General features: G+C 54.0%; 13 protein-coding genes. 4 read left to right on the forward strand and 9 right to left on the reverse strand.

The genetic code is table 11. The features are described 5' to 3' along the window. Positions 1 to 230: 230 nt before the first annotated feature. Together AC3WTM_RS15270 and AC3WTM_RS15275 are read left to right on the forward strand one after the other, a co-directional pair. Positions 231 to 905, forward strand: a complete 675-nt coding sequence (locus tag AC3WTM_RS15270) for a heavy metal response regulator transcription factor (protein ID WP_020797656.1) — start codon at positions 231 to 233, stop codon at positions 903 to 905. After that, the gene (locus tag AC3WTM_RS15275) at positions 902 to 2,338 is read left to right on the forward strand and encodes a heavy metal sensor histidine kinase (RefSeq protein ID WP_020797657.1); all 1,437 of its coding nucleotides are present in this window, start codon (positions 902 to 904) and stop codon (positions 2,336 to 2,338) included. The genes AC3WTM_RS15270 and AC3WTM_RS15275 overlap by 4 nt, the downstream gene beginning before the upstream one ends. 138 nt (positions 2,339 to 2,476) lie before the next feature. On the opposite strand, the gene AC3WTM_RS15280 is transcribed toward AC3WTM_RS15275, so the two are convergent. From AC3WTM_RS15280 to AC3WTM_RS15300, 5 genes are all read right to left on the reverse strand, one after another. Next, a complete protein-coding gene (locus AC3WTM_RS15280) occupies positions 2,477 to 3,388 on the reverse strand; it encodes a cation diffusion facilitator family transporter (RefSeq protein WP_042955382.1) in 912 nt (303 codons plus the stop codon). Positions 3,389 to 3,444: 56 nt separating this feature from the next. Further along, a complete protein-coding gene (locus AC3WTM_RS15285; protein ID WP_042955383.1) occupies positions 3,445 to 3,786 on the reverse strand; it encodes a DUF3703 domain-containing protein in 342 nt (113 codons plus the stop codon). A 14-nt stretch (positions 3,787 to 3,800) separates the two neighbouring features. After that, positions 3,801 to 5,897 carry a heavy metal translocating P-type ATPase gene (locus AC3WTM_RS15290; RefSeq protein ID WP_042955384.1) on the reverse strand — a complete coding sequence of 699 codons (2,097 nt, stop codon included), beginning with the start codon at positions 5,895 to 5,897 and terminating at the stop codon, positions 3,801 to 3,803. Positions 5,898 to 6,433: 536 nt separating this feature from the next. Continuing rightward, a complete protein-coding gene (locus tag AC3WTM_RS15295; RefSeq protein ID WP_020797661.1) occupies positions 6,434 to 7,078 on the reverse strand; it encodes a DsbA family protein in 645 nt (214 codons plus the stop codon). Continuing rightward, positions 7,075 to 7,515, reverse strand: a complete 441-nt coding sequence (locus tag AC3WTM_RS15300; RefSeq protein WP_020797662.1) for a disulfide bond formation protein B — start codon at positions 7,513 to 7,515, stop codon at positions 7,075 to 7,077. The genes AC3WTM_RS15295 and AC3WTM_RS15300 overlap by 4 nt, the downstream gene beginning before the upstream one ends. Positions 7,516 to 7,617: 102 nt before the next feature. Between AC3WTM_RS15300 and AC3WTM_RS15305 the strand changes: the two genes are divergently transcribed. Further along, positions 7,618 to 8,025 carry a MerR family transcriptional regulator gene (locus tag AC3WTM_RS15305; RefSeq protein WP_020797663.1) on the forward strand — a complete coding sequence of 136 codons (408 nt, stop codon included), beginning with the start codon at positions 7,618 to 7,620 and terminating at the stop codon, positions 8,023 to 8,025. A gap of 190 nt (positions 8,026 to 8,215) precedes the next feature. Here AC3WTM_RS15305 and AC3WTM_RS15310 read toward each other — a convergent pair whose 3' ends face one another. Together AC3WTM_RS15310 and AC3WTM_RS15315 are read right to left on the reverse strand one after the other, a co-directional pair. Further along, complete coding sequence (locus tag AC3WTM_RS15310; protein ID WP_096144211.1) at positions 8,216 to 8,347, reverse strand: YHYH domain-containing protein; 132 nt, start codon at positions 8,345 to 8,347, stop codon at positions 8,216 to 8,218. Positions 8,348 to 8,559: 212 nt separating this feature from the next. Beyond that, positions 8,560 to 9,060, reverse strand: a complete 501-nt coding sequence (locus AC3WTM_RS15315) for a hypothetical protein (protein ID WP_020797665.1) — start codon at positions 9,058 to 9,060, stop codon at positions 8,560 to 8,562. A 496-nt stretch (positions 9,061 to 9,556) separates the two neighbouring features. Between AC3WTM_RS15315 and AC3WTM_RS15320 the strand changes: the two genes are divergently transcribed. Further along, entirely contained in the window at positions 9,557 to 10,543 is a 987-nt protein-coding gene (locus AC3WTM_RS15320; protein WP_020797666.1) for an arsenic resistance protein, read from the forward strand. A gap of 245 nt (positions 10,544 to 10,788) precedes the next feature. Here the strand turns inward: AC3WTM_RS15320 and AC3WTM_RS15325 are convergent, their stop codons facing one another. Continuing rightward, positions 10,789 to 11,565: an NAD(P)/FAD-dependent oxidoreductase gene (locus AC3WTM_RS15325; protein WP_052024687.1), complete on the reverse strand. Its 777-nt coding sequence runs from the start codon at positions 11,563 to 11,565 to the stop codon at positions 10,789 to 10,791. Between the two features lie 134 nt (positions 11,566 to 11,699). Further along, on the reverse strand, positions 11,700 to 12,050 hold the full coding sequence (locus tag AC3WTM_RS15330; RefSeq protein ID WP_020797669.1) for a copper-binding protein: 351 nt from the start codon (positions 12,048 to 12,050) through the stop codon (positions 11,700 to 11,702). Positions 12,051 to 12,054 lie beyond the last annotated feature (4 nt).

Below are 12,054 nucleotides of genomic sequence, written 5' to 3' on the forward strand. Positions count from 1 at the left end.
TGCGACACGTTGTCGCAAGACGCTGGCTTGATGGCTCAAGAGCGGAGCTTTGGCTTGACCCTGTAGCAGCTATAGGCTTTAGGGTGATGATCATTACCGAGCAAACGGACGTTGAGACGCAAAAACAGCTTAACAGTTTCAAAGTCGTATTGTTTCGGTCGGAAACCCTTATAAATACTAACTTTTTTAATTAACTAATATTAATTATCCTATTAAAATGGTGACATATCATGCGAATCCTTGTAATTGAGGACGAGCCTAAAACTGCCGAATACTTGCATCAGGGGCTGACTGAAAGTGGCTATGTCGTTGACCGTGCAATAACTGGCGCGGATGGACTTCATCTGTCGCGTCAACATGTCTATGACTTGGTGATACTTGACGTTAATCTTCCAGAACTTGATGGTTGGGGTGTTCTTGAACGTCTGCGCCAAAGCAGTAATGCCCGGGTCATGATGTTGACGGCCCGAGGGCGCCTGGCGGACAAAATCCGCGGACTAGATTTAGGCGCCGATGACTATCTGGTCAAGCCGTTTGAGTTTCCTGAGCTACTGGCACGGGTACGAACCCTTATGCGTCGCAGTGAGCACATTCCTGTCCCGCAGGTACTCAAGGTAGCCGATCTGGAGCTCGACCAAGGACGCCACCGTGCTTTTCGTGGAGATCAGCGCATAGACCTGACGACCAAGGAGTTTGCGCTTCTGCACCTGCTGATGCGTCACACTGGAGAAGTGCTTTCCCGTACCCAAATCATTTCATTGGTCTGGGACATGAATTTTGACTGCGACACCAACGTTGTCGAGGTTTCAATCCGTAGGTTGAGGGCCAAAATAGACGACCCCTTCGATAACAAATTGATCCACACCCTTCGCGGTGTTGGTTACGTATTGGAGGCACGCGAATGAAGCCGGTCAGCCTGTCAATGCGACTAGGTTTGACGGTAAGTATTCTGGGAGCATTGTTGGTGGTGTTTCTGGCTATCCTGGCCTTTTTCGCCCTGACGCATGAGCTGGATAAGCTGGCGAAAAATAGCCTGTACAATAAAATGCAGCAAGTTGAGCACAGCCTCTCACTATACGAGGACACGGCTGACGTAAACTCGACACCGCACTCGTTGCTGGATCAAGTCATGGGGCATGACAATCTGAACCTGGCCATCTATGACCTGACAAACCTCAGGACACCCTTACTGAAATTCGGGTCTGGTTTGTCGGATCCGCAGATTGAGTTGAAAGCTGCGACTGCTGCCGTTGACAAGATTTCATACTCCACCAATTCCGATGGTGAGGGTCGACACTTCCTTACCGCATCCAAGCTCATCCGATTAAAGAACGGTGTGAGCGTTCCCGTATTGCTGTCGATGGATTGTGCGAACGATGAAGCGCTGCTCAGCGCGTATCTTCGATCGACGATTATTGCTCTGCCTCTTTTACTGATACTCATTGGAATAAGTGCCTGGGCCGTTGTGCAACGAGGACTTGCTCCCCTGAGAGAGTTCCGGAAGGTCGCCGCCATGATCTCTGCTCAAGACCTCAGCCATCGACTCTCTGAGGTCAAAATGCCTCAAGAGCTCAGTGAATTGGCCCATGGCATCAACTTCATGCTGCACCGACTCGACAGCGGTATTCAGCAGCTGTCGCAGTTCTCGGATGACTTAGCCCACGAATTGCGATCCCCCATCACCAATTTGATGGGCAAGGCCCAGGTTACCCTGTCTCGGGAGCGTCCGGCAGAAGAATACAAAGCAGTGCTTGGGTCATGCACCGAAGAGTTGGGGCGTGTCACCCGAATTGTCTCGGATATGCTCTTCCTTGCTCAGGTCAGTCACCCCGCCGCGCTCGTCCCGTTCGAGACAATTACCCTGGAAGATGAAGCGTTGAAAGTCATCGATCTGTTTTCACTGTCTGCGGAAGAAAAACGGATCAGCCTGAGCGTCGCCGGAAACGGCAAGACCATTGGCGACAGGTTGATGATTCAGCGAGCAATATCAAATCTGTTGTCCAACGCGATACGTCACTGCCCGGCCGGACAATCCATTTCAATCGTTATCGAAAACCATGCCGATCAAGTCTCGCTACTTGTCGGCAACCCTGGCGCGGGGATCGAGCCTCAGCATCTGTCGCACTTGTTCGACCGCTTTTATCGGGTCGACACCAGTCGTTCACGTGCAGAAGGTGGTACCGGTCTTGGTTTGGCCATTGTTCGATCGATCATGAGCCTCCACCAGGGAACGGCGGACGTTCAAAGCATGCCTGGCAGCATGACCGTTTTCAGGCTGAACTTCCCAAACCTCGATGGACAGACCACCTGGCAACAGGCTAGAAAGGCTCAAGGGTAAATTCCCGCAACTAGCTTGTATAACCCGCCCCTTCCCTGCACCGCTGGAGATGCTCCGGCGGTCAGGGCTTTATGTCCGTTGGGTTCTCAGCACATCAGCAGCCCCTACCCCGACATGGGATGTTCACAAGATCCCGCTCTAGTGCTGCATGCCTTCGTTTTCTTCGAGTCCCGCATGAAACTGCGAGTTTTCTAATTGAAGAGTCGTATGGCTGATATGGAATACCTCGCTCATCAGTCGCGTCACCTCAGCCAATATATCTTGCTCGGCACGGGAGGAGCGCTGGATGACAAGGTGAGCACTCATGACATTCTTGCCGCTGGTCAGGGCCCAGATATGCAGATCATGGATATCCTCAATGCCTTCAACCGCCCTGATGCTCGCATCCACTTCAGCGATATCGATGCCATCCGGAACCCCTTGCAACAGGATGTTCATGCTTTCTTTGAGCAAAACCCAGGTTCTGGGAAGCACCCACAGGCCGATGGCTGCGGCAACGATCGAGTCAACCCAAGTCAATCCGGTAAAACGAATGATCAATGCTGCCCCTATTACGCCTATGGAGCCCAACATGTCACTCCAGACTTCTAGGTACGCGCCTTTTACGTTAAGGCTTTCGGCACTGGCAGACATGAGCAACCGCATTGAAACAAGGTTCACAACGAGCCCTATCACCGCGACGATCAGCATGCCTGTCGATTGGATTTCTGTCGGAGTTTTAAACCTCTGATAAGCCTCGTACAAGATGTACACCGCCACCATGAACAACAGGATCGCGTTAAAAGCAGCTGCGAGGATCTCAAATCGTGCGTAGCCGAATGTCCGTTTTTTATCCGCAGCGCGTTTGGCGATCTGAATAGCGATCAATGAAATAGCCAGGGCAGTGGAATCGGTCAGCATGTGAGCCGCATCGGATAACAACGCCAAGCTGCCCGTAACGAAAGCCCCAATGACCTCCGCGATCATGAAGCTTGTCGTTAACGCCAGAGCGATCCACAACTTTTTCTCGTGTCCGGCACGAGCTTGACCGTGACTATGACCAGCGCTCATATGACTCTCCAGGTGGATGAAAGGATGAGGCAACTACTCAGAAAACCGTCTGCGGGTCAATCTTCGTCAAGAAGGGATTCCAGTTCCGGAGAGAGAGGCATCACCTGAAAAGCGCTGATTCGGGCGCGACCGGTGTTCCCACGAGGCACCCATACTCTAGAAAATAGCAGTGCAGCGATGACACGTGGTATTTGCCCCAAAACCTCCCGGGGATCTTGTGCCCTGATGCCCACGAACAACATCAAGACGTGGGATTTTGCATGTAGCAGGGTGCGACGTTGCGTAAGGATGTGGGTGCGCTCGAGCCAATGGTAAGCGCGCCCATAATCCCGGGAACGAATCGCTACACGGGCTTCGCCGAAGCCCTCGAGAATTGCGTAATGCAACCTCTCTTTCATGCTCAGCCTCCGGACTATTTTTTCAGCAAGCGCAACCCATTCAGTACGACCAACAGGCTGACGCCGACATCTGCAAACACCGCCATCCACATGGTGGCGAAACCCATCAATGTGAACACTACAAACACAGCTTTGATCCCTAAGGCGAAGAAGATGTTTTGCTTTAGAATCGATGCGGTCTGTCGCGACAGGCGAACAAAGGCCGGAATCTTGCGCAGGTCATCATCCATCAACGCAACGTCAGCCGTTTCAATGGCAGTGCCCGTACCAGCGGCAGCCATAGCGAAACCAATCTGAGACTTCGCCAGTGCCGGTGCATCGTTTATCCCGTCACCGACCATCCCCACCACGTGCTTTCGGCTCTGCAACTCGCCAATGGCCGCCAGCTTGTCAGCTGGCAACAAGTTACCTCGCGGCTCATCAATGCCGACACGTTGGGCGATGGCCTGAGCCGTGTGCGCGTTGTCACCGGTCAGCATCATGGTCTTAATGCCCAGTTCGTGCAGTTCCTTGATCGCGGTCTGGCTTGAGTCCTTTACGGTATCGGCCACGGCAAACAGGGCGAAGACCTGAGTAGAGTTGGTCAACGCTACAACCGTTTTTCCCTGACGCTCCAGTCGACTCAGTGAGGCTTCCAACTGCGGTGTTCCAAGCCCCAGTTCATCGACCAGGCGATGATTGCCGAGGTGATAAAGCTGCCCCCCGATCAAGCCTTTCACCCCACGCCCAGGAATAGCTTCAAAGCTCTCCACTTGTCTGAGCGTTGAGGTATCCAGTCCTACGTGCTTGGCGATTGCCTGCGACACCGGGTGATCTGAACGAGCCCCCAAACTGGCGGCCAGCAATTGAGGTGTAGCGTCTGAAACCTCGGTCAACGGCAAGTAATCGGTTTGAACCGGTTTGCCGTGAGTGATGGTGCCGGTTTTATCCAGCGCGACAAAACTCAGCCTGGCACCAATTTCCAGGTAGACACCGCCCTTGACCAGAATCCCTTTTCGGGCCGCTGCCGCCAGCCCGCTGACGATGGACACCGGTGTGGAAATAACCAAGGCACACGGGCAAGCAACGACCAGCAGCACCAAGGCGCGATAGATCCAGTCCGTCCATACCCCGCCCATGAACAAAGGTGGCAAGACCGCAATGGCGAGGGCAAAGAAGAACACCCCCGGTGTATAAATCTTGGCGAACTGGTCGACGAATCGCTGGGTAGGTGCTCGCGAACTTTGGGCTTCTTCCACCGCGTGAATGATCCGAGCCAGCGTCGTATTGTTGGACTCAGCCGTTACCTGGTACTCAAAAGATCCCGACTCATTAATGGTACCGGCATACACAGGATCATCGACCGCCTTCTCGATGGGCAGGCTCTCCCCCGTGATTGGTGCCTGATTAACAGTGGAGGTGCCAGAAATTACGTCACCATCCAGGCCGATACGCTCACCGGGACGCACCCTGACCAGAGCCCCGATCCCGACCGACTTCACATCGACTTCCAGCCAGGAGCCGTCGAGTTGACGGACTGTCGCTCGTTCGGGACTCAAATCCAGCAAACCTTTGATGGCGTGGCGGGCACGATCCAGCGACTTCGCCTCGACCATTTCGGCAATGGTGAACAGCACCATGACCATCGCCGCTTCTGGCCACTGGCCGATCAATACGGCGCCGGTCACCGCGATGCTCATCAGGGCATTGATGTTGAGGTTCAGGTGTTTGAGCGCAACCCAGCCCTTCTTGTAAGTCGTCGGCCCACAGAGTGCGATGGCGAACAAGGCGACGACGGCAATCACCCATTCCGGGGCCGATTGGGTGAAGTGCAAGACTTCTGCGATCACCGCAGCGATACCGGATAGCGCTAATGGCCACCAAGTGCTTTTTGGTTTGTGTGGAGCTTGCGACTTGGCTTGCGCTGAATTGGCGACAGGTGCGTTGCTCTCAGACGTTTGTGGCTCTGCATGCATACCCAACGACAGCACCGCCGCTTCGATACCCAAGGTATCCGGCAGTTCGTGCCAGACGCCCAGCGTGCGGTTCATCATGTTGAATTCGAGCTTTCGAATGCCGCTCATTCGAGCGAGCTTGCCCTCGATCATAGTCTGCTCGGAAGGACAGCACATTTGTCCGATCCAGAAACTACTGAAGCGCGCCGTGTCCCCGACACCAACCTGAAGCTCCTCCGCCTCACGAGATTGTAAGTCAGATGGCGAGCAGCACACGTCAGTAAAAAGATCGTTGCCGACCAGAGCGACAGATTTGCTCGGCTCCGCCAGGGCATGCAGGTTGGACGGAGCAGTTTTAGCCGAGCAGTATGATTTGCCGGCATCCGGCAAAGACGCGCAACGACCTGCGTCTTCTGGTCTGGAGCGGGTTGTACTCCCGTCTGCAGCTTCCGGAGCACAACAACTGCTTGCGGACTGAACTTTGGCTGCGCCAGGATCGCAAGCCGTGGGGGCAGGTGCACAGCAGCCCGAGCCTGCGGATGGATCAAAAACTTCGACACAAGCCTGAGTTTCCGGCGTTGGTTTGTCACCGCAACAGCTTTTCATAAGTGCACTCTCGGCAAGTCATGGCGAAGAGTGAACACCCTATAGCCACTATAAGGTCAAGCACTTCGTGAAGCGCTTTGACCCGTTCTTAGCATCACTAACTGTGCTTATCGCGACTGTTTGATCTCAGTCCAGATCAAGTCATAAAGCTGTTGGGCACCGAAGTTGGTCAGTGGCTTACCGTTGACGAAGAAGGTCGGCGTACCACTTACGCCAACCTTTTTCGCATCGGCGGCGTCTCGTTCAATGGTGGCGGTGATCTCGGGAGACATCATGTCCTCGCGTGCCTTGGCCACATCCAAGCCTGCCTGGTCGGCAGCGTCCCACGCCGCCATAGCCTTGGCGTCATCATGCCATTGCGGCTGCGACTCAAGGACAGCTTCCAGCACCGGCACAAACACGCCTTGTTTGCGTGCGGTTTCCAGGATACGGATGGCCTCTTCAGACCCGACGTGAAGTCGAACATAACGCAGCACCAGACGAACATCGCCTGGATGCTGGGACATCATCTTTTTGACAATGGGATAGAAGGCGCGACAGCTCTCACACGATGGGTCAAAGAATTCGACAATAGTGACCGGTGCCTTGGCAGGGCCAAAGCTTGGCGAATTGAATCGCACCAAAGCGCCAGCTTCCTGCACGGGAGCAGTCGCCTGAGGCACTGTGGAGGCACGGTCATAAAAGAATGCAGCGACTGCGAAGCCAATCACGGCCATGACACTGATAGCGAGGACAAGGATGCGTCGGCTCATAGGGTGAATCTCCGGCGGATAAGAACGAAAAGAAGGATCAGAAGACTAAATACACCCAGCGATAACAATGGCAACGGCGCACCGCCGAGGATGGTCATATCCGCGCCAGAGCAAGACGGGCCCGATCCACAGGGTTTAATGCTTTCCGGGATCAGCCCGAAATAAAGCAGGTTGTGGTACAGGGCGATCAGCCACCCCATAACTGCCAAAGGCAATGCGTATCGCCAGACGCTCGTGTCCGAAATACAGCAAGCCACACCCAGCACAATCACCATAGGAAACATGAAGGCACGCTGAAACCAGCAAAGCACGCAGGGTTCTTGCCCCATGACTTCACCCACGAATAACACGGCGATGGTTGAAACAAGGGCCAGCAGCCAGGCACAGAGCAGGATCGCCCAGCCTTTGGATTGAGGCTTTTGATGTGAGGTTCGCATAGGTGTAAAGCCCTTTTTAGACGTGGTAGGGCGTGCGCACGGATTTGCTTATCGCCTGATCTGGGTAGAATGAAGGTTCTAGCGACTATAAGGTCAAGCGAAATGAATGCGGCCACGTACACGGTCGGTACCTTGGCGAAAGAAACCGACACCAAAGCGGTGACCATCCGTTATTACGAACAGCTGGGGCTGCTGCCCTCCGCCGGAAGATCGCCATCAGGCTATCGCTTCTACACCGATGAGGAGCGCGACCGCCTTTTGTTCATCCGCCGCAGTCGTTCACTGGGATTCAGCTTGGATGACATTCGTGAATTATTGGGCTTTGCTGACCGACGTGATGCTTCCTGTGCCGGGGTAGACGCAAAAGTCGAAGGACAATTGGAGCAGGTGCGAATGCGTATTCGCGACTTGCAGGGCCTGGAGGCTGAACTGGAGCATCTGACCGTCTGTTGTCAGGGTGGTGTGATCGAGCAATGCCGGATCATTGAGTCATTGTCGAAACGTGATTAGCTCGGCAATGGATTATTGTCCGAAAACAGGGACTCAAGCTCTCTAAGAATGTCCGTTTTGGGTTATCAGCCATCAAAACATGAAGTAATCGGCCAACACCGGACACTCATCGCGAACGTCTAACTGGCCTCCACAAATGTGAGAAAGCCAGTTTGCATTAAAGCCCAGCTTCAAGCTGGGCTTTTGCCGTTTAGTGGCAGTGGTAGTCGTTCGTTTTATGGTTGCGATGGCAACCTTTTGAATCAGTGCCGCCGCTGTGCGCGAAGGCAGCAACGGACGTAATCGAAAGTAAAGCGGCGATCAAAATGGCGGACAGTTTCATCAGGGCTTGCTCCATGCTCATGTTTTTACATCCGTGAGACCTCTCACGCTTCGCAGCGTATGGCTAATTGCCTTCGCTAGGCAAGTGGCTTCCTTAACCGCAGAGGGCACTGCCGGGCCAGCTGCAAGCCTTAGGCGAAAGGGCGAGTTAGGAGTACGTCCGAACAGCGGAGAACGTACTCTGCGATCTAAATAGCTAGCAAATACTTACTTTCAAGGCTTCGCCGGTAACGGCCCTTGCATATAGTTTTGATGCCACATCATGTGATCCATCATCATCTGTTGCATACCTGTGTACCTGTCCATCATGTACTGGCGTTGACTTTTTTGCTCTGGGGTCAACTTTGAGTAGTCCTGCCACCCCATCATATGGCCGCCCATCATGTGTCCATTGCCCATCCTGCCGCCTCCGCAGCAGCCCATCATTCCCGGCCCCCACATGTTGTTCATCATGCCCATGCCGCTTTGCATCGTATTCCAATGCTCCTGAAGGAGCTTCTGGCGCTGCTGGGGATCTTGGGTCTGCTGAATTTTCTCCATCTGCGTCTGCATCTTCTGGAAGGTTTCTTGCGCCTGAGTCATCTGCTTATCGAATTCGGCAACATTCGGAGCTTGTTGCTGCGTCTGCGTCGTTTGAGGTTGCTCTGCTGCTAACGCCCACATGGGGGAAAGCGATGCGGCGAGAAAAAGCACGGCCAATTTGATATTTTTCATTTCGAGCTGCCTTTGTGAAGGTGAGCTGAACCAAAATCTAATGTGCCAACCGATTGCGGTGCTTGGGTTCAAGCGCACTCACCGAGAATTATAGACTTCAGCATGACAATCGCCTGTTTACACTCAATAATTAGCAGGTCTGCCCAAAACCACCTTGACTTATGTCATTACTGAGGTGATCTCCGAAGTTCGCTGTTTACGCCGGACGCCAAAGAGTCCGCAGTGAACAGGCACAGCCCGCCAATGAACACTCGACGCTGTACAGCAGCCTCCTATCGCTGCAAGGGGCATCATTTACGCGACCATGACCAGTAATAGGCCGTGACCATCCGATCTGCACGTACAACGCACATGAATATGCTCATTGCAATGCAGTCATGACCGATGCAAATGGCTGGTCAAGTCGAATGCAAACAGGTGGTCAGGTGAATGACAGCGCGTTGACTTGGGCGCCCGTTTAGGCTGACGGCCTTTTTTGATATCCGAGGAGAGCACTATGGATAGGGATGCACTTGAACAGAACCAGATACCGATCTACTTGGTTGCAGTGATAGCGGCTGCAATTGGTGGGTTGGTGGCGCCTACAGCAGCTCAAGGCCTGAACGCGTTGGTGACCCCGACTATTGCCGTGCTGATGTACGCGATGTTCCTACAGATCCCCTTTCTTGACCTGCGCGAAGGCCTCAGCAACAAACGCTTCATTTCCGCTTTGCTTATCGCCAACTTCGTGTTGATTCCGCTGCTGGTGTGGGGGCTCACCAGAGGTCTTACGGATCACCCGGCAATCCTTGTCGGCGCACTCCTGGTGCTGCTGACCCCCTGCATCGATTACGTGGTGGTTTTTACGCACATTGGCAAGGGCGACTCTCGCGGGATCCTTGCGGCAACACCGATTTTGTTGCTGCTTCAGCTTGTACTACTACCCGTGTACTTGGCCTTCATGCTGGGTGGGCAGTCCGAAGTCGTGATCTCAGTGGGCCCCTTTGTCGAAGCCTTTCTCGTGCTGATTGTCGCGCCTTTGTTGTTGGCCGTGGTTACAGCAGCCCTGGCCAAAAAGTCGAAAATCGTCGGTGGCTGGAACGCCGCCTGGGCCTGGCTACCCGTCCCAGCAATGGCAGCGGTTCTGATCGCGGTGGTTGGTTCCCAAATCTCCTCGGTAGTTCGCGACATCGACAAGCTTGCTCCAGTCATCCCTGTGTACCTCGGCTTCATGTTGTTGGCTCCGCTGATGGGCGCTTTGGCTTCAAGAGTTTTCAAGCTGCCCTCCACGACGGCCAGAGCGGTCACCTTCAGCTCGTCAACGCGTAACTCTTTGGTGGTTCTTCCGCTGGCTCTGGCATTGCCTGAAGAAATTCGAGGGCTTGCTGCCGCTGCGGTGATTACCCAGACATTGGTTGAGTTGGTTGGTGAACTGATCTACATCCGGGCAATACCTGCTCTCGTTTGGCGCAAAAAATCGCAAATTGTGTCGATGACTTCGTAAGTACATCAGCTGCGTGCAACTTGATTCGAGCAGCCCTCTTTAAAGTTGCGGAGGACTATTTATGCTTTGCGTCGATACAACGATGAGACTTCCAGCGCATCACTGGAAGGGCTTGAGTAGCTCAAGGCAAATACTGAGGCAAAATTCGCCAGTGCCAGCTGTGCCAGCAGCGCATCCTGTCCGGACTCACTGACCGGCTCCATTGAACCGAACTATAGGTGGTCAGGACGAATGCAAATGCCTGGCTAATGCATGTAGATTTGCACACAGCCACGAGCAGCAAGAACCCGTTGACGCAGCCGCAACTTCGGCAGTCTCAGCCGCATCGGTGCAACAACTTGGCTCGCAGCAGTCTGAGTTGGCGGCACGCTCGCAGCAGTCAGAATCATCGAGCTGCGTACTGCACACGCCCATCTCTGGCAAGACCAATTCAACCGCTTGGCCGCATCCCAATCACCGGCCAGGGCCGCTACCACCGAACGCACCTGCTCATAGCCTGTTATGAGCAGGAAAGTCGGGGCACGGCCATAGCTCTTCATTCCTACGATGAAGACCCCTTCATCGGGGTGAACCAGCTCATTTGGGCGAACAGTGCCGCAACTATGCTCATTCGGATCAATCAGCGGAGCAAGATGAATGGGGCTCTGGGTCGCCGAATCTAGCGCCAAACGCAGTTCGGCAAGCAGCTCCAATTTAGGTCGGCAGCCCGTTGCTACCACTACCTCATCCACTGCGGGGAGCGCTTGACCGCCCGCCTCAACAACGATGCCATTGTCGGTTGCGGTAACCCTATCGATGGCGATGTTGGTGAACAGCTCAATGCCCCCATCATTCAACAGCTGGCGAACCGTCTGCCCCAGTTTCCCTCGCTCCTCCAGCATGTCGTTTGCCCCACCGCCCAATATGCGATCCAAGGAGGCGCCGCGAATCACCCAAAAGACTTTCGTGCGCGGCTCCTGTAGGGCAAGCCGAGCCAAGTCTTGCAAGACATTGAACGCCAAATGGCCGCCGCCAACCACCATGACTCGCCGATTTGCATAGCGTTGCCGCTTACTATGAAGTACTTCGGGAATGCCGTATCTCCATCAAGATTTTTTCTGCGTAGACGGAAAAAACCGGCACGACAATGCGTGCCGGTTTTTTCATCATTACAGTCTCATTTATTAATGGAAACAATTTCGGCTTTGCCATCCTTTACTCTAAAGGAAAACGATACATGGTCGCCGACAGTCAGACCTGTCATCTGCTTCTCTGTTACGGAAAAAGCCATCGTCATTGGCGGCCATTGCATGGCGGGAACAGCGCCGTGGGAGATGGTCACTGTTTGCTTCGTAGTATCTATAGCCTTGATCGTCCCCTCGGTGTTAGCGACTGGAGACTGTTTGGTTTCCTGCTCCATCTGCATGCCTTCCATACCGTCCATTTTCATGCCCGGCATGTCCTCGGCGTGGGCAAAAAGTGAAAGCGAAAATACGGTGCTTGCAACTGCAATCATGGTCAGTTTCATGCGA

This window comes from Pseudomonas sp. EU05-FHT14B02 (genome assembly GCF_058791055.1).

Bases quoted from the DNA above. Each gene is read 5' to 3' on its own strand.
- AC3WTM_RS15300 (WP_020797662.1), bottom strand. From the start codon at position 7,515: ATGCGAACCTCACATCAAAAGCCTCAATCCAAAGGCTGGGCGATCCTG.
- AC3WTM_RS15325 (WP_052024687.1), bottom strand. From the start codon at position 11,565: ATGGTGGTTGGCGGCGGCCATTTGGCGTTCAATGTCTTGCAAGACTTG.
- AC3WTM_RS15275 (WP_020797657.1), top strand. From the start codon at position 902: ATGAAGCCGGTCAGCCTGTCAATGCGACTAGGTTTGACGGTAAGTATT.
- AC3WTM_RS15305 (WP_020797663.1), top strand. From the start codon at position 7,618: ATGAATGCGGCCACGTACACGGTCGGTACCTTGGCGAAAGAAACCGAC.
- AC3WTM_RS15315 (WP_020797665.1), bottom strand. From the start codon at position 9,060: ATGAAAAATATCAAATTGGCCGTGCTTTTTCTCGCCGCATCGCTTTCC.
- AC3WTM_RS15285 (WP_042955383.1), bottom strand. From the start codon at position 3,786: ATGAAAGAGAGGTTGCATTACGCAATTCTCGAGGGCTTCGGCGAAGCC.
- AC3WTM_RS15270 (WP_020797656.1), top strand. From the start codon at position 231: ATGCGAATCCTTGTAATTGAGGACGAGCCTAAAACTGCCGAATACTTG.
- AC3WTM_RS15290 (WP_042955384.1), bottom strand. From the start codon at position 5,897: ATGTGCTGTCCTTCCGAGCAGACTATGATCGAGGGCAAGCTCGCTCGA.
- AC3WTM_RS15320 (WP_020797666.1), top strand. From the start codon at position 9,557: ATGGATAGGGATGCACTTGAACAGAACCAGATACCGATCTACTTGGTT.
- AC3WTM_RS15310 (WP_096144211.1), bottom strand. From the start codon at position 8,347: ATGAAACTGTCCGCCATTTTGATCGCCGCTTTACTTTCGATTACGTCC.
- AC3WTM_RS15280 (WP_042955382.1), bottom strand. From the start codon at position 3,388: ATGAGCGCTGGTCATAGTCACGGTCAAGCTCGTGCCGGACACGAGAAA.
- AC3WTM_RS15295 (WP_020797661.1), bottom strand. From the start codon at position 7,078: ATGAGCCGACGCATCCTTGTCCTCGCTATCAGTGTCATGGCCGTGATT.
- AC3WTM_RS15330 (WP_020797669.1), bottom strand. From the start codon at position 12,050: ATGAAACTGACCATGATTGCAGTTGCAAGCACCGTATTTTCGCTTTCA.